Here is a 15,726-nt window from a genome sequence, read left to right on the forward strand (position 1 = left end):
AGTGAACGTGCAGTAAAATCCGTGGCGAAAGGAAAACCGTGTCTTTATCTGAGCAAGAAATTGAGTTCCTCAACTCAGTCTTCGACCTTGCCCGCGGCAATAAGCCCGTAGCACTTAAGTCTCTCTTGGAGCAGGGAGTGCCTGTTGATCTCACCAATGCAAAAGGCGATACCCTCCTCATTTTGGCTGCCTACCACGAAAATATTGAGACGGTTCAGCTTCTCATTGAAGAAGGAGCCGACTTGGATCGTATGAATGATCGCGGGCAAACTGCTCTGGTCTGCGCGGTATTCCGTAATAATCTGCCACTAGCGAAGCTACTGATGGATAACGGTGCTAATACCGGTTTGGGTTCGCAAACTCCAGCGCAGGTCGCTGAGTTCTTCGAGCTTGAACAAATGAAGGAACTCTTCGCCTAGCTCACCCTTTCTCTAACACGACGCTGGGGCACTTTTTGTTTCTTTGAGGTTTTCTCTCAGAAACAAAAATGCCCCATTTCGTTTAAACGCTGAAAGGTGTCTTTACTCAGACCAGGCGAGGAACTGCTCAGCGAGCGCATTGCCGCCAGCCGAATCGCGAGAAATCACCATGACGGTGTCATCGCCTGCGATGGTGCCCAGAATATCTTTGAGCCCCGACTGATCGATCGATGATGCAAGGAATTGGGCTGCTCCCGGCGGGGTTCGCAGAATCACAATGTTGGCTGATGCTTCTGCCGTCACCAGTAGTTCTTTGAATAGACCGACCATGCGAGTATCGGGTGCATCTTCTGCGCTGCGACGTACCGGGTGGTTGGGCACAGCATAAATGAGACCGGCTTTGAGATCGCGCACCCGCTCCGCACCAATCTCAACGAGGTCACGAGAAAGTGTCGCCTGAGTGACTTTGACGCCGTCGTCAGTGAGTAGCTGGGCAAGTTCAGCCTGCGAGCGCACGCGGTTGGTTTGCAGAATATTGATGATGCGCGCCTGTCGGGCTGTTTTGGTGGCTGGAATTGCCATCGGAAGTTTTCCTTTCTACACAGGCTATGCTGTTGATTCGGTAAGCAAGAAGTTCATCAGTGCTTTTTGGGCGTGTAGGCGGTTTTCTGCCTCGTCCCAAACGTAGGATTGGTCACCGTCGATGATGTCCGCGGTGACTTCGTAGCCGCGGTAGGCAGGCAGGCAGTGCAAGAAGATGGCGTGATTTGCTGCTAGCTTCATTGCCTCGGCATTGACTTGGTAGGGGGTGAAGATTTTTTGGCGGGCTTCTTTTTCATCTTCTTGCCCCATCGACACCCAGGTGTCGGTAATAACGACGTCAGCATCTTCTAGGGCAGCGCACGCGTCCGTGGTGATGGTGATAGTGCCACCTGTTTCGTTCGCGCGGACGCGGGCTTCTTCGACAATATCTGGGCGCGGCAGGTAGCCCTCTGGTCCTGAAATGCGAATGTGCATACCTGCAGTTGCTCCACCGAGAAGGTAGGAGTGCGCCATGTTGTTGGCGGCGTCTCCCAGATACACCAGGGTTTTACCGGTAAGCTCGCCCAACTGTTCGCGGGCGGTTTGCAGGTCGGCAAGAATCTGGCAGGGGTGGTAGTCGTCGGAGAGCGCGTTAATTACCGGAACGGTGGAGTTCTGTGCCATCTCTTCTAGACCTGCGTGGTCGAAGGTGCGCCATACGATTGCAGAGACCATGCGCGAGAGTACCTTGGCGGTGTCTGTAACGCTTTCTTTGTGCCCCAGCTGCGATTCACCTGCTCCAATGATGAGAGGGCTACCGCCGAGATCAGCAATTCCGGTAGCAAAAGATACCCTGGTGCGAGTTGAGGTCTTATCAAAGAAGACGGCAACAGTTTGCGGACCTGCCAGCGGTTTGTGGGCGTAAGGGTCTTCTTTCATACGCTGCGCCGCGTCGAGCACGCGGGTTTGTTCTTCGGGGGTAAGATCAGTGTCTTTGAGAAAATGACGCACCATGTGGGTTTCTCTTTTCTTTGGGTAAAGTGCACTGGCTTAGCAAGTATAGTGCATACATTAATTATAAATATACAAAGATTATTCGAGGCTGTCTCTAAGCGTGAGCATCAGCGACAAGCTGCGGTAATGCGTCAATGAAAGTATTTAGCTCTGCCTCGGTAATGATTAGCGGAGGTGCTAGCCGCAGGGTACTCGCGCCGGTGGCATTGATAATGAACCCTTGTTCTCTGGCGGTATTCACTACGGCTGGCCCCAGTGGCTGCCCCTGACCGGTCTGGCCTTGCGCCAATTCAATACCGATCAGCAAGCCTTGACCTCGCGTAGAGGCAACGCAGTCCAGAGTGTCTAGCCGGGCGCGGACGCGCTCCCCCAGCTCGGCAGCGTGTTCCATGAGGTTCTCTGCGTCGATGGTCTCTACGGTGGCAAGGGCAGCAGCCGTTGCCAGTGGGTTGCCGCCGTAGGTAGTACCGTGCATACCCGGTTGTAGCAGGGTACTGGTGTATTCGCCGACCATAATCACTGCGCCGATGGGGAAACCACCGCCTAAGCCTTTGGCGAGGGTGATGACATCGGGTAGCTTGTCATCGGTGAGTTCTCGGGAACTTTCAAACCAGCGTCCGGTGCGTCCCATGCCTGTTTGTACCTCGTCAACCAGCAGTAGAGCACCGTGAGCGCGGGTTAGTGCGCGGGCTTTTGTCAGATAGCCGACGGGTAGAGGTTTGACCCCAGCTTCGCCTTGGATAGGTTCAAGGATGAGAGCCGCGACAGAATCATCCAGGTGCTCCTCCAATGCTTCAGGGGTTGCCGGTATGTGTTTGATACCGCTGAGCAGCGGTTCAAAAGGCTCACGGTAGGCAGGTTTGTGAGTCATCGCAAGAGCACCGGCTGTACGCCCGTGAAAAGCATGTTCTAAAGCCAGAATAGTTTTCTTGCCCGTTTCGTTACCGTGGCGGCGGGCAATTTTGAAGGCAGCCTCGTTGGCTTCTGTGCCCGAGTTGCAGAAGAAGATGCGCGCGTCGTGAGTTCCCAACCGCGTGAGTAGGGCATCTGCCAGCGCTAACTGCTGCGGTGAGGTGAAAAAGTTCGATATATGCGCGAGTTGCCCTGCTTGCTGCCGCACCGCCTTCACCCAAGCGGGGTGAGAGTGCCCCAAAGAATTGACAGCAATACCCGCTAACAAATCAAGGTAGGTTTTACCGTTGGCATCGGTTACCGCGCACCCTTTGCCCTCGACCAAGGACAGTGAGGGAGTTCCAAAGACGCCCAGCATCTGCTGACCGTACTGCGCGAGCTGACCTTTATTGTTCATCTCTACAGACCGCCTTTCGAGGCGCTTGCGGGGCTAACCACCTGAAAATCAGGCGGGGGCACCTTCCAGCCCTCGTAATCGTCAGGGGTGACCTGAGTTCCAATACCGGTATCGGTAAAGATTTCGAGCAGCGGCGAATGAGCCAGACGACCATCAACGATCGAAGCGGTCGGTACGCCCTGTTCCACAGCCATAAGACACGCCTGCATTTTGGGAATCATGCCAGACGCTAAGGTGGGTAGTATCTGGCGCAGCTCACCCACCGAGAGAGAAGAAATGAGTGAGGACGCATCGGGCCAGTTACTGTAGAGCCCCTCAACGTCCGTGAGCATCACCAGTTTTTCAGCGCCAAGAGCAGCGGCAACGGCGCTAGCTGCGGTATCAGCATTGACGTTAAGAATCTCACCGGTGAGACCTGCGGTACCGTGGTCGTGATCGGGGTATTTTTCGGGGTCGCTCATCTCGGGAGCTATGGATGAGATAACCGGGATTTTACCGGCATCAATCATCGAGGTGATGGCGGTGGTATTTACGCCCACTACCTCACCGACCAGACCGAGGTCTATTTCTTTACCGTCGACTACGGTGGTGATGCGGCGGGCGCGCAGTAAACCGCCGTCCTCACCGCTCATTGCAACGGCGTAGGGACCGTGCTGGTTGATATGGCTGACTAGTTCGCGGGCAACCTGTCCGGTCAGCACCATGCGCACCACTTCTATAGCCTCGGGAGTAGTGTAGCGCAGCCCACCGCGGAATTCGCTGGGAATCTGCAGTTTTTCAAGCATGGCTGAAATCTGTGGGCCGCCGCCGTGAACGACCACTGGCTTGATGCCCACAGAACGCAGGAAAACCATGTCTTGGGCAAAAGCCGCACGAAGCTCTTCAGAGATCATGGCGTTGCCACCGTATTTGAAGACCATGACTTTGCCTGCAAAACGCTGAATCCAGGGCAGGGCTTCAACGAGGGTTCCGGCTTTTTCTTGGGCGACGCCAAAGTGACTCATCGCATCGTTTGTTGCTATCATTGCGCGTTTTCTCTCTGGTGAGGTGGTTCTATCAACCGTTAGCTGGAGTAGGCGGAGTTCTCATGAACGTAGTCGTGGGTGAGATCGTTGGTGATGATGGTTGCCTCATGATTTCCTGCGCCCAAATCGATATCGACGGTTACCAAACGGGTACCTTCCATAGTGACTTTTTCGCGAGGTTCGCCGATGCCACCGCCAGTACATACCTGCACCTTGTTGATACTCACGTTCACGTTTTCGGGTTCGAAGGTGGCGCTGGTGGTGCCCACTTCAGAAAGGACGCGCCCCCAGTTGGGGTCATTGCCGAACATAGCGGTTTTAAAGAGGTTAGAACGGGCAACAGCGCGTGAGACTTCTTCTGCTTGTTCTTCAGTTTCAGCGTTGAAGGTTCGCACGTGAATATCGTGGCTGGCTCCTTCTGCATCGCCAATAAGCTGTTGGGCGAGGTCCTGACAGACAAGGGTCAGGGCTCGAGCGAACTCTTCAGTATCGGGGGTGGTCTGCGAAGCGCCCGATGCCATGAGTAGCACCGTATCGTTAGTTGACATACAGCCATCGGAATCAGCGCGGTTGAAGCTCAAACGCACAGCTTCGCGCAGGGCGCTATCGAGGGCGGATGAATCCAGCTCGGCATCGGTAGTAATTATCACGAGCATAGTGGCAAGACCGGGAGCGAGCATGCCCGCCCCCTTCGCCATACCACCAATGGTTACCCCGTTCGCCAAGGTAATGCCCGCCTGTTTAGAGACGGTATCGGTGGTCATAATTGCCCCAGCGGCATCAGCATCGGTTGATTTTCCGGTAGCCAACTGCTGGTGGACGGTGTGAATACCCTCCGCCACGCGATCCATGGGTAGGCGCTCACCGATCAGACCGGTAGAGCATACTGCCACATCCCCGGCTGAAATACCTAACAGCTCAGCTACCAGTTCAGCGCTGACGTGGGTATCTTGGAAACCCTGATGCCCGGTGCAGGCGTTGGCGCCACCGGAGTTCAGCAGAACTGCGTCCACGTGTCCGTCAGTTAGTACCTGCTGGCTCCACAGCACGGGTGCCGCCGCAAAGCGATTGGTGGTGAATACCGCGGCAGCAGCTTTTGACGGTCCTTCATTGACCACCAGAGCAAGGTCTTTCTTACCGGGTTTGACGCTGATGCCCGCCGCGGTTCCCGCAGCTTTAAAGCCGGCAGGTGAGGTAACACCGAGGGTTTCAACAGATGATACGTAGTGGCTCACGGTGCCAGACCTTCCTGTAACAGCCCCAAGTTCTCGGGCAGGTTAAGTGCGATATTCATGGATTGGATTGCCCCACCTGCTGTTCCCTTGGTGAGGTTATCAATCACACAGGTAACGATGACTCGATGGGCGTGGGCATCGTAAGCAAGCTGCATCACTGCGTGATTAGAGCCCTGCACCATCTTGGTGCTGGGCCACTGACCGGCAGGGAGTAGATGCACAAAATCTTCTGCGCTATAGGCTTTTTCCCAGATGGTGCGCAGCTCTTCTTCACTTACTGGCGCGGTCACCTTGGCGGTCGCTGTTACCAGAATGCCCCTAGGCATGGGTGCCAGAGTCGGGGTAAAAGAAATCTGCACAGGCTTCCCCGCTGCCAGCGAGTAGCCCTGTTCAATTTCGGGGGTGTGACGGTGCATACCACCCACGCCGTAGGGGCTCATACCGCCCATAACCTCCGCACCAATCAGGTGGGTTTTAGCTGATTTACCTGCCCCGGAAGTGCCCGATGCAGCAACAATCACCACGTCGCGAGAGTCCAAAACTCCCGCTTGAAAACCGGGGGTCAGCGCCAGCAGGGACGCCGTGGGGTAACACCCCGGAACAGCGACACGCTTGGTACCCCCCAGTTTCTCGCGCTGCTTCTTTCCTGTCTGATCGATCAACTCGGGCAGCCCGTAGGGCCAGGTGCCAGCGTGCTCACTCTGGTAAAACTTCTCCCAGTCCTCAGCGCTGTTCAAGCGGTGGTCAGCGCCTGCATCAATGACGAGGGTGTTTACAGGTAGCTGGGCGGCGATCTGGGCGGACGCGCCGTGCGGCAGCATCATAAAAACAACATCGTGACCGCTCAGGGTTTCGGGGCTAGTCTCAGAAATCATCATCTCTGCATATTTACGCAGGTGGGGCGCCACATCTCCCAGACGTTGCCCCGCATTTGAATGCGCGGTGACAGTTTTAACCTCAACCTCGGGGTGGGTGGCAAGCAGGCGTAAGACCTCTCCGCCAGCATAGCCGGTGGCTCCCGTGACAGCTACTGAAATACTCATAGGACAACAATACGATAATTTATGCACTCTATGCAATATTTATACATTATAACTAAACGTCGAGAGGTCACTGCTACCCACGAGGTAGACTTAACCTATAACTACCGTCGCAGCACTGCCACAGCGCAACATCCGCTATCAGCCCCCAAACTTTCAGCCTAAGTCGCGCGTCAGCCATCTATAGCCCAGTATGTGGCACCAGCTATTATTTCGTATAGATACCTACCCCTGATAGAAAGGTTTACTACCGTGTCATCTGCCCCCTTAACCCCGCACATTGACCCCAAAGGCGCTCCCATCGCCCAGACCGTCCTCCTACCCGGCGATCCCCTACGTGCCCAGTTCATCGCAGAAAACTACCTCACCAACGTCGTTCAGATTAACTCCGTCCGCAATATGTTCGGTTACACCGGCGACTTCAACGGCAAGCAGATCACCGTCATGGGCTCAGGCATGGGTGTACCCTCAGCCAGCCTCTACACCTGGGAACTCATCAACGTTTTCGGCGTCAAACGCATTATCCGCATCGGCTCCTGCGGCGGCATGGACGACGCCCTCGATACCTACGACATCGTAGTAGCAGCCTCATCCTCCACCGACTCCAACTTCATGAGCCAGTACAAGCTACCCGGCACCTTCGCACCCACAGCCTCCTGGTCACTTCTGAGCGCGATTGCCGAAGAAGCCAAAAAACAGAATGTACCCCTCCACGTCGGCAACGTTCTCACCTCAGACGTCTTCTACCGCCACGACCCCAGCGACACCAAAAAGTGGGCTGACATGGGCGTCCTCGCCGTCGAAATGGAATCAGCAGGCATCTACGCCACAGCTGCAGCCGCCGGTGCCGAAGCGCTCGCAGTCTTCACCGTCTCAGACCACATCTTCAAGGGCACCGAAACAACCGCCAAAGAACGCCAGAACGCCTTCACCACCATGATGGAACTCGTTCTACCCGTAGCCGCAGAAGCCTAAGCCCGCGCGTCCGCCCAAAAACAAAAGCCGGTGGCGGTTCTTTCTCTTCAAGAGAAAGAACCGCCACCGGCTTTTACTGATAAAAACTAAGACTTAGGCAGCTTTGCGGAAGAAGAAAATACTACCCAGCACCCCAGCAATCATCACCAACAGAGCTCCGGCAACCATCACCCAGCCCATGATCCGCTGCGTAGTAACCGTCGATGAAGTCACCTCCTGCAAAGAACCGGGTTTACCCGTGCGAACCACCTGCAAGGTGCCGTTCTCGTGTTCAGCCAAAAGCGCATCCACCTTCTCGAGAAAATCAGCGCGCACACTACCCGCCTGAGAACCGCGGAATTCAATACGCTCGCCGACCGCCTGAACCTGGGTATCATCGCCCAAGTCTGACTTGTAGGTCATGCCCACCAAGCGAGTATCAGCAGGAAGATTACCGGCGTAGGTTGCCACATTAGATTTGGTCTGCAAGTCCGGGGTCAGATCAAGATATTCACCGCTAATCACCCAGGTGCGGTCTTCATACCCCTCATTGGCGTCCGCTTCGTTCACCGAACGAACCCCAAAGAGGGCAAGCCCCAAGGTGATGATAACCGCTAAAAGCATCGTGCCGACGGCAACCCATCGGTATTTGTTATCGTGAGGCTCCTCATCATATGAGTCATCATCGAACTCAAAAAAGTCTGTTTCTTGGTAATCCTGACTCACGCTTGTGCTCCCGACGTTATCGCCCGTTATCGAGCGAGTGCAAAGGCCTGTTATAAAAATCTAACTCTACCGCAGATTAGAGGGGATGCTTCACTGTTATAAACGCCGAGAGCACACTTTAAGACCGTTTTTAAGCTAAAACATGTCTTAAAGTACACTCTCGGCGATCTATGAGCGAGTACTTATGCTCGCTGAGTAGCCCCGTGACGCTCGGTGACCAGAGCAACCGCTGCTTCGCGGGCAGCAGTTGCCTCATCAGCGGTCAGGGTGCGATCGGTAGCACGGAAGCGCAAGGTGAAGGCAACAGACTTCTTGCCCTCTTCAATACCGGTACCGCGGTAGTCGTCAAAGACTCGGATGTCTTCGAGCAGCTCTCCGGCGCCCTCAGCAAGGGTTGCTTTGAGGTCGGCAGCGGGAATCTGCGCATCCACAATCAACGCAACATCTTGGTTGGTTGCTGGGTAGCCGAAGATACCGGTTGCTTCTACAACACCGGTTTTCGCCGCAACAAGTGCAGTGAAATCCAGTTCGTAGGCAGCAGAGCGTTCGGGCATGTCCAGGCTTGCCAGCAGCTTGGGATGCAGTTCGCCTGCGTACCCCAAGTGAGTACCATCTGCCAGTGAGAGGGCAGCGGTGCGACCGGGATGGAATGCCTGGTGGGCACCCTGAGAAATCACAATCTCAACACCTGCAACGGCAGAGATGAGGCGGACGGCGTCCACCGCGTCCTGCCAATCGTAGGCGCGCGGTGTCACACCGGGGGTAGCCTCAGCGTCAGCGCCAGCAAACACGCCAGCAATGAAACGGGGCTGGTGAGGCAGACCGTCATTGATAGATGTCAAAACATCATCAGAGGGCTTTTCGCCCAAACCGGGAATAGTGTCTGCGCCCATCTGGCCCTTGGGAATAAAGACGTGCCCGGTTTCAAAGATCGCCAAGTTGCGGAAGCCACGGGAGACATTGCGCTTGAGCACCGTGGTCAGACCGGGTAGCAAAGAACGACGCAGCCAACCGGTGTTCTCAGCAATCGGGTTTGCCAGCTTAATTGAGTCTACGGTCTCTGCGGCAGAAGCTGATGCCCAACGGTTATTATCGTCTGCTGAGACGAAGGGATAGGCAAAGACCTCGGTGCCACCTGCTGCTGCCAGTGCGTTGAGGACGCGACGGCGCACGGTCTGTTCAAGGCTGTAACCGCGGCCGGGAGGGGCAACGGGCAGGGTAGATGGAATCTGGTCGTAACCCACCAGACGCGCAACCTCTTCGGTCAGGTCTTCTTTGTCGGTGATATCAGGACGCCATGAGGGTACAGTCACAGTGTAGGAACTGGTGCCGGTTTCAACCTGGGCACCGATTTCGGTCAGCGCACCGGTGATCTGCTCGGGGGTGAAGTTAATACCGACGCGCGATGAGGTGTAGGCGTTGGGCAGTTCAACCACGGTGGGTTCAAAAGTATCGCCGTAGTCGGTAACGCCCTCTTCGATTTGAGCACCACCGAGTTCAACCAGCAGTTCCACGGCACGCTGAGCTGCGGCAGCCTGAATCTGCGGATCCACACCGCGTTCGAAACGCTTGGACGCCTCTGAGGTAAGCTTGTGACGGCGGGCAGTGCGAGCAACAGAAACCTCGTCAAAACGGGCAGATTCCACCAGAATTGAAGTGGTCGATTCGCTCACTTCGGTAGAAGCTCCACCCATGACACCGGCAAGACCAATGGGGCCCGACTCATCGGTAATCAGCAGATCTTCTGCGTGAAGCTGGCGCTTTTTCTCGTCCAGGGTAGTGAGTGTTTCACCAGCGGACGCGCGACGCACGGTGATGCTACCGCTGAGTTTTTCAGCGTCGTAGAAATGCAGGGGCTGACCGGTCTCAAGCATGACGTAGTTAGAGATATCGACAGCCAGTGAGATGGAACGTACACCGGCGAGGCGCAGGCGTGATGACATCCAGGTGGGTACCGGGGCGGATGCATCAAAGCCGGTGACCTTGCGGGTCACGAAGCGGGTGCAACCGGGCTTACCGTGGATGGGTGCTGCGTCCTCAACAGCAACGGGGAACCCAGCAACGTTAGCTGCCGGCGCTTTCGCTGCCAGTTCCAGCACGAAATCGTCAAAGGTGTTACCGGTAGCGTGGCAGTACTCGCGGGCGATACCGCGAATGGAGAAACCGTAGCCACGGTCGGGGGTGACGTTCACTTCTGCTGCCTGATCGTACAGACCCAGCAGCTCCATCGCGTCCGTACCTACCTCGGGGTCAAGACCGAGGGTTGAGAGCACCAAAATACCACCATGATCGTCACCAATACCGAGCTCTTTGACAGAAGCAATCATGCCAGCCGACTTGTGACCGTAGGTCTTACGAGCGGTGATGGCGAAGCCACCGGGCAGAACAGCACCGGGAAGGGTCACAACCACCTTGTCGCCGGGTACGAAGTTGTGGGCGCCGCAGATAATGCCCTGCACACCTGAATCTTCGATGCCCTTACCGGTCAAGGTTTGGGTCTGTCCCTCAGGCACCACACGCACCTGGCACCAGTTCACGGTTTTGCCGTTGGAGTGGGTTTCAGGCTCCATAGAGAGCACCTGACCTACCACGATGGGGCCGCTCAACTCGTCAGTGGGGCGATGCACATCTTCTTCTTCAAGACCGACCTTCACCAGGTCAGCCATTACATCTTCTGCAGTAGCATCTGCAGGAACAGGCGCGTATTCACGCAGCCATGACAAAGGAATTCGCATTATTTAGATCTCCATCCCAAACTGCTGTGAAAAACGAATATCGCCTTCAATCATGTCGTGCATATCGGCTACGCCGTTGCGGAACATAAGAGTGCGCTCAATCCCCATACCGAAAGCAAAACCTGAGTAAACTTCGGGGTCGATGCCAGCAGCGCGCAGAACGTTAGGGTGTACCATACCGCAGCCACCCCACTCGATCCAGGCGGGCCCGCCTTTGGCGTCCGGGTGCCAGATATCAAGCTCAGCAGAGGGCTCAGTAAAGGGGAAGTAGTTGGGACGCAGACGAATCTTCGCCTCCGAACCGAACATGGCGCGTGCCATGTGCTCCAGGGTGCCCTTGAGATCTGCCATGGTCAGACCCTTATCAACTGCCAAGCCCTCGATCTGGTGGAAGACCGGGGTGTGGGTGGCATCCAGCTCATCGGTGCGGTAGACCTGACCGGGGCAGACAATGTACAGCGGGCGCTCCTGACTCACACCGCGTGAAAGCAGCGAGCGCATCTGAACCGGTGAGGTGTGGGTGCGTAGCATCAGGTGCTTCTCAACGGGGTCAACGAAGAAGGTGTCCTGCAGCTCGCGGGCGGGGTGGTCAGGTTTGAAGTTCAGGGAGTCAAAGTTGTACCACTCTGATTCTAATTCAGGGCCGTCTGCGACTTCCCAGCCCATGCCGACGAAGATATCGGTTAGGTTTTCCTGCAAAACGTTAATGGGGTGGCGAGCGCCTGCGTGACGGCGACCAGAGGTAGCGGTAACGTCCACTGCTTCTTCAACCAGGATGCGTGCTTCGCGTTCCTCTTCAAGCTGGGAAGTACGGGCGTCTAAAACCTTAGCCAGGCGTCCGCGGGCTTGCCCCATCAGTTTGCCGACTTCAGCTTTGTGCTCTTTGGAGAGGTTGCGCATCTGCTTATTAGCAAGAGTAAAAGCGCCCTTATCGCCGGTGAAGGCAAGTCGGATTCGTTTGAGTTCATCAAAGTCAGTAGCGTTTTCGGTGATCTCGTGGGCAGCGCGTTCGTATTCGGCGGTGAAAGCCTCGCGCACTGTTTCAAGACCGTTGGGGTCGTTCTCAAGAACCTGGGTGAGGTTAGCTAGAACCTCATAGGAACGAGGGTTCTGAGTTTCCTCAGGCAAAGAATCAGTCATCAAACTCATCTTCTTATTGGCGAATAGGTACCTTACCCTTTTGCAAAGGGCATTTGGTTAACAGTTTAGTACAGGTGATGAAGATGGTCTTGTTCTTGGCTATCGCGCAAGGTCAACCTTAGTCAGCCTCGGGGGGGGCAAAGCATTGTTTTATATCCCTTCGGCTGTCAAAAAAAGAACCAGGCAGATCCGAGCGCCAGGTTAAAGATAGCAGAGGCGACAGTCCAGGTATTGCCCCAGTTGACAACCAATCCGATACCTCCGACGATGACGAACATGATGGCAATCAGAAAACCTATCATGCGAGCTGTACCGTTACGCCGCCCCAAACCTCGCACTACCCAATAGGTTAGGAATGCATAGATGACGAGGCTAAAGAGAGCAGGTATCCACCCTTGCTGCCCCCGGTAGCACGAAGTTGCTGATAACGGTATAGACGGCTCCAATCACCGCTACGGTTTGCAAACCCCGCACGGCTAAAGGAGTGGCGCTCAGGTCTTTGTCGATAAAGTACTGCGTGGTCTTTTCGCCGAAGGACGTGCGTCCTGCCCTTGTTTGAGTATTCTGTTCGTGCTTTCGTGATGACTTCATGCCAGCCAGCTCCTTATGAACCAGATTACTATTTCTTAGAACGTGATGATACGCAAAAAGCAAGAACCCCTTATGGGGTCTCTCGCCTTTTGTATATAGAGAGTTTAGCGCAGTGCCGCGCTAACCTCTCGTGATGAAACCAGAACAATCCAGATGATCGCGCAAACAATCCATCCCAGCAAGAAAATCAGGTTGAGCGGCTCAATGAGCAAAGCTCCAAAACTCTGCATCAGTGCGCTGGCAAAGCTCAACCCTGCAAAGATGTAACCGATAGACCGACCAGATTTTTTGCGTTTAGCCATCAGCCCAAACACCTGACCAAAAAGCTAAGACCAATGACAACGCTGACCAAGGCACCTACCAAAGTCGGAACATAACTACCGCCTTCACCGCGAACAAACGTCCATCCGTTATACAGGTCGTACAGCTTGGCTACAGTAAAAAATGCTGCGGTTGCTAGCAGAACAATCTGCGAACGCTTAATTTTTTCTGTTACCTGCGGAGTCTCGAAAACCTGCGGCATAGGCTGACCGTACTGATTATACTGTTGCGGCATCTGACCGTAGCCGGGGTAATTGTAGGCTGAGGCGTTCTGCGCGCTGCCAGGATTCTGGTAAGCGTCGTTGTAGGGGTTGTTGTTATGATTCGGTGGGTAAACCATGGGCTATTTTCCTCGTGTAGGTATTACTCAGTGCTACTATCCACCGTAGCTAAGGCTACAGGTAATGCTGATGCGGGACGCTGAAAGCTGAGCCAACAGCTGCTCTACGATGGGAAAATCAGCCGGAATCCACTCGATATTCAGCAGAGACTGATCGAGCGAGCACCAGCGTAATTCGTGGTGGTCTTGCAGGGGCTGGGGTTCACCGCTTGAAATTTCAGCAAACCATACACGCATGGCATGGCGGTCAGTGAGTTGCCATCCCTGAGCGTGAGGCCCGGCAATTTCGCGTCCTAAAGTAGCTGTAACACCGAGTTCTTCTGTCAGCTCGCGCAGTAATGCCTGTTGGCAGCTCTCACCGGCATCGACCTTTCCACCGGGAAACTCCCACAACCCCGCTACTTTCTCAGGAGCGCTACGCTGACCAACCAGAATTTTAGTGGGGTGCTCCAGCGAATCAACGATTGCTGCGCCCACTACCTGAACTTCGAACGTTTCTACCAAGATTAGCTCGCTACCGTTCCGGTGGCGTTCTGAGCACGAGCCGAAGCGTACAGACACACAGCAGAAGCAATACCAACGTTCAGGGATTCTGCCTGACCGTGTACGGGAACCGCTACGCGAAGGGTCGCAGCGCGTTTCTCTTCAGCGTTCAGCCCCTGGGCTTCGTTGCCAAAGAGCCACATGGTTTTCTGCGATAGGTCATACTTAGTTTTCTTCTCTAGTTCAACGCCGAAACGCTGAGCAGCAGCGGCATCTTCGAGATCATAGATATTGACACGACCGTAGCCATCGGCTGCCAGTACGCCGATGCCCTGAGCCTTCGCGTCCTCAGCAAACTCTTCAAGATCCACACCGGAGATCACCGGCACGTGAAAGATTGAGCCCGCAGTAGAACGCACCGCCTTGGGGTTATACAAATCGACGGTGCCCTTGGTACACACAATCAAATCAGCACCGGCAGCATCGGCTGCGCGGAAGATGGTGCCCGCATTACCAGGGTCTTGTACACGTGCCAGCACAGCAACCAGTCGGGGGTTGATACCCTCAGCACCCCAAATGTCAGCAGGAGTCACATCGAACATGAAGCTCACAGCAATGATGCCCTGCGGTGAAACGGATTCAGCCATCGCATCCAGCACCTCGTCGGTCACCATACGCATGAAGACCTTACGCCCCTGCTCGGGGGTGGGTGTGCCATGTACTTCTTCCATCAGCTCAACAATGTCATCGTGACGGTCAAAGGCTGATTCAGTAATGTACACTGCGTCAAGCACCGGACGCTGCTGGTGAGCTTTGAGAGCCTCCCGCACCGCCTGTGGTCCCTCCACCAAAAACTGGTTCTTTTTATTGCGCCCCGTACGGGTAGCAAGTTTCGCGATATCTTTCACGCGATCAGCGTGAGGGTTTTCCATAATAACGGGAGTGCAAAGGCGTTCTCTAAAATCCATAGTTTCTATTCTCTCACGCCTCAGCTCACCATTGAGGGGGTATGTGGGCAAGGACGCTCTCGTAAATTCAACCCCGAAACTGTGGCGGCGCTGACCCGCGAGAGGGAATATTCACTCCCTGTACAGTGTTATGCGAAACTACCTATGACAATTACGGGCAGCGTAGAAATAATACAAGGAGCTACTCCGTGCAGAACAAAGAGATCAAAAACCTAGTTCTTGAAGCCAGCGAACGTCGAAGCGCCATCAAATTTTTTGACCCCGAGAAAAAAATCACCCGCGAAGACATGGATTACATCCTGGAAGTCGCCCGTCTCTCCCCCAGCTCTGTGGGCGGACAAGGCTGGCGTTTCGTAGTCTTGGAAAACCCCGAGGTCAAAGAAGCGCTCAAGCCCTTTAGCTGGGGCGCAGCCCGACAGCTGGATAGCGCCAGCCACTTTGTTCTTCTACTCGCAAAGCGCAATATGCACTACAATGGTCCGCACATGCAAGCTTCCCTAGAAAGCCGCAACCTCTCACCTGAAGATTACGCCAAGGCTATTGAGACCTACAAAAACTTTCAGGTCGATGACATGCAACTAGACACTGATCGCGCGCTCTTTGACTGGGCAGCGAAACAGACCTACATTGCCTTAGGCAATATGATGACCGCAGCAGCTCTAATCAATATTGACTCCTGCCCCATTGAAGGCTTCAACGTACAAAAAGCTAACAACCTGCTAGCTGAACACAAAATTCTAGACCCCGAAGAAGAAGGCATCGTCACCATGCTCGCGCTGGGCTACCGCCAGCAAGATCTGCCCTGGCCCAAAAACCGTAAGCCAGCCGAGGAAGTCATTACCTGGGCACAATCGTTAACCCCGTAGCCTACCGATGTAAACCGTAAAGAAAGATGCGGTATCCA

Annotated in this window: 17 protein-coding genes; 3 read left to right on the forward strand and 14 right to left on the reverse strand. The window is 54.9% G+C overall.

From position 1 onward, the window contains the following. Window positions 1-38 precede the first annotated feature (38 nt). Entirely contained in the window at window positions 39-419 is a 381-nt protein-coding gene (locus tag JR346_RS07230) for an ankyrin repeat domain-containing protein (protein WP_240333907.1), read from the forward strand. A 102-nt stretch (window positions 420-521) separates the two neighbouring features. Here JR346_RS07230 and JR346_RS07235 read toward each other — a convergent pair whose 3' ends face one another. The 6 genes from JR346_RS07235 to argC form a co-directional block, all read right to left on the reverse strand. Next, window positions 522-1,001 (reverse strand): arginine repressor, encoded by a 480-nt coding sequence (locus tag JR346_RS07235; RefSeq protein WP_204877242.1) that lies wholly within the window; start codon window positions 999-1,001, stop codon window positions 522-524. A 24-nt stretch (window positions 1,002-1,025) separates the two neighbouring features. Further along, on the reverse strand, window positions 1,026-1,955 hold the full coding sequence (gene argF, locus JR346_RS07240) for an ornithine carbamoyltransferase (RefSeq protein ID WP_205482096.1): 930 nt from the start codon (window positions 1,953-1,955) through the stop codon (window positions 1,026-1,028). A gap of 94 nt (window positions 1,956-2,049) precedes the next feature. Continuing rightward, a complete protein-coding gene (locus JR346_RS07245) occupies window positions 2,050-3,264 on the reverse strand; it encodes an acetylornithine transaminase (protein WP_205482097.1) in 1,215 nt (404 codons plus the stop codon). A 2-nt stretch (window positions 3,265-3,266) separates the two neighbouring features. Continuing rightward, window positions 3,267-4,289: an acetylglutamate kinase gene (argB, locus tag JR346_RS07250; protein ID WP_205482098.1), complete on the reverse strand. Its 1,023-nt coding sequence runs from the start codon at window positions 4,287-4,289 to the stop codon at window positions 3,267-3,269. Between the two features lie 38 nt (window positions 4,290-4,327). Then, window positions 4,328-5,524 carry a bifunctional glutamate N-acetyltransferase/amino-acid acetyltransferase ArgJ gene (gene argJ / locus JR346_RS07255; RefSeq protein ID WP_204877246.1) on the reverse strand — a complete coding sequence of 399 codons (1,197 nt, stop codon included), beginning with the start codon at window positions 5,522-5,524 and terminating at the stop codon, window positions 4,328-4,330. Then, a complete protein-coding gene (gene argC / locus JR346_RS07260) occupies window positions 5,521-6,567 on the reverse strand; it encodes an N-acetyl-gamma-glutamyl-phosphate reductase (protein ID WP_205482099.1) in 1,047 nt (348 codons plus the stop codon). Before argC ends, argJ begins: the two co-directional genes overlap by 4 nt. A 249-nt stretch (window positions 6,568-6,816) precedes the next feature. Between argC and deoD the strand changes: the two genes are divergently transcribed. Next, complete coding sequence (deoD, locus tag JR346_RS07265; protein ID WP_205482100.1) at window positions 6,817-7,539, forward strand: purine-nucleoside phosphorylase; 723 nt, start codon at window positions 6,817-6,819, stop codon at window positions 7,537-7,539. Window positions 7,540-7,632: 93 nt separating this feature from the next. On the opposite strand, the gene JR346_RS07270 is transcribed toward deoD, so the two are convergent. The 8 genes from JR346_RS07270 to JR346_RS07305 all read right to left on the reverse strand — a co-directional run bounded on the left by JR346_RS07270 (window position 7,633) and on the right by JR346_RS07305 (window position 14,822). Beyond that, the gene (locus JR346_RS07270; protein WP_205482101.1) at window positions 7,633-8,244 is read right to left on the reverse strand and encodes a hypothetical protein; all 612 of its coding nucleotides are present in this window, start codon (window positions 8,242-8,244) and stop codon (window positions 7,633-7,635) included. A gap of 182 nt (window positions 8,245-8,426) precedes the next feature. Then, on the reverse strand, window positions 8,427-10,979 hold the full coding sequence (gene pheT, locus JR346_RS07275) for a phenylalanine--tRNA ligase subunit beta (protein WP_205482102.1): 2,553 nt from the start codon (window positions 10,977-10,979) through the stop codon (window positions 8,427-8,429). Between the two features lie 3 nt (window positions 10,980-10,982). Next, entirely contained in the window at window positions 10,983-12,119 is a 1,137-nt protein-coding gene (gene pheS / locus JR346_RS07280; RefSeq protein WP_204877251.1) for a phenylalanine--tRNA ligase subunit alpha, read from the reverse strand. 372 nt (window positions 12,120-12,491) lie between these two features. Further along, complete coding sequence (locus JR346_RS07285; protein ID WP_205482103.1) at window positions 12,492-12,710, reverse strand: hypothetical protein; 219 nt, start codon at window positions 12,708-12,710, stop codon at window positions 12,492-12,494. Between the two features lie 104 nt (window positions 12,711-12,814). Next, a complete protein-coding gene (locus JR346_RS07290; RefSeq protein ID WP_204877252.1) occupies window positions 12,815-13,012 on the reverse strand; it encodes a hypothetical protein in 198 nt (65 codons plus the stop codon). Further along, window positions 13,012-13,371 (reverse strand): hypothetical protein, encoded by a 360-nt coding sequence (locus JR346_RS07295; RefSeq protein ID WP_205482104.1) that lies wholly within the window; start codon window positions 13,369-13,371, stop codon window positions 13,012-13,014. Before JR346_RS07295 ends, JR346_RS07290 begins: the two co-directional genes overlap by 1 nt. A gap of 36 nt (window positions 13,372-13,407) precedes the next feature. After that, window positions 13,408-13,875 carry a (deoxy)nucleoside triphosphate pyrophosphohydrolase gene (locus tag JR346_RS07300; protein WP_204877254.1) on the reverse strand — a complete coding sequence of 156 codons (468 nt, stop codon included), beginning with the start codon at window positions 13,873-13,875 and terminating at the stop codon, window positions 13,408-13,410. 2 nt (window positions 13,876-13,877) lie between these two features. After that, on the reverse strand, window positions 13,878-14,822 hold the full coding sequence (locus JR346_RS07305; RefSeq protein ID WP_205482105.1) for an RNA methyltransferase: 945 nt from the start codon (window positions 14,820-14,822) through the stop codon (window positions 13,878-13,880). Window positions 14,823-15,010: 188 nt separating this feature from the next. Between JR346_RS07305 and JR346_RS07310 the strand changes: the two genes are divergently transcribed. Continuing rightward, window positions 15,011-15,688 carry an NAD(P)H-dependent oxidoreductase gene (locus tag JR346_RS07310; RefSeq protein WP_240333908.1) on the forward strand — a complete coding sequence of 226 codons (678 nt, stop codon included), beginning with the start codon at window positions 15,011-15,013 and terminating at the stop codon, window positions 15,686-15,688. Window positions 15,689-15,726 lie beyond the last annotated feature (38 nt).

Origin of the sequence: Rothia sp. ZJ932, from assembly GCF_016924835.1 — a bacterium.
GTDB lineage: Bacteria > Actinomycetota > Actinomycetes > Actinomycetales > Micrococcaceae > Rothia.

Excerpts from the sequence above, each read along its gene's own strand:
- pheS (WP_204877251.1), bottom strand. The coding sequence starts at position 12,119 with ATGACTGATTCTTTGCCTGAGGAAACTCAGAACCCTCGTTCCTATGAG.
- JR346_RS07295 (WP_205482104.1), bottom strand. The coding sequence starts at position 13,371 with ATGGTTTACCCACCGAATCATAACAACAACCCCTACAACGACGCTTAC.
- JR346_RS07235 (WP_204877242.1), bottom strand. The coding sequence starts at position 1,001 with ATGGCAATTCCAGCCACCAAAACAGCCCGACAGGCGCGCATCATCAAT.
- JR346_RS07305 (WP_205482105.1), bottom strand. The coding sequence starts at position 14,822 with ATGGATTTTAGAGAACGCCTTTGCACTCCCGTTATTATGGAAAACCCT.
- argF (WP_205482096.1), bottom strand. The coding sequence starts at position 1,955 with ATGGTGCGTCATTTTCTCAAAGACACTGATCTTACCCCCGAAGAACAA.
- JR346_RS07245 (WP_205482097.1), bottom strand. The coding sequence starts at position 3,264 with ATGAACAATAAAGGTCAGCTCGCGCAGTACGGTCAGCAGATGCTGGGC.
- JR346_RS07290 (WP_204877252.1), bottom strand. The coding sequence starts at position 13,012 with ATGGCTAAACGCAAAAAATCTGGTCGGTCTATCGGTTACATCTTTGCA.
- argC (WP_205482099.1), bottom strand. The coding sequence starts at position 6,567 with ATGAGTATTTCAGTAGCTGTCACGGGAGCCACCGGCTATGCTGGCGGA.
- argB (WP_205482098.1), bottom strand. The coding sequence starts at position 4,289 with ATGATAGCAACAAACGATGCGATGAGTCACTTTGGCGTCGCCCAAGAA.
- JR346_RS07285 (WP_205482103.1), bottom strand. The coding sequence starts at position 12,710 with ATGAAGTCATCACGAAAGCACGAACAGAATACTCAAACAAGGGCAGGA.
- pheT (WP_205482102.1), bottom strand. The coding sequence starts at position 10,979 with ATGCGAATTCCTTTGTCATGGCTGCGTGAATACGCGCCTGTTCCTGCA.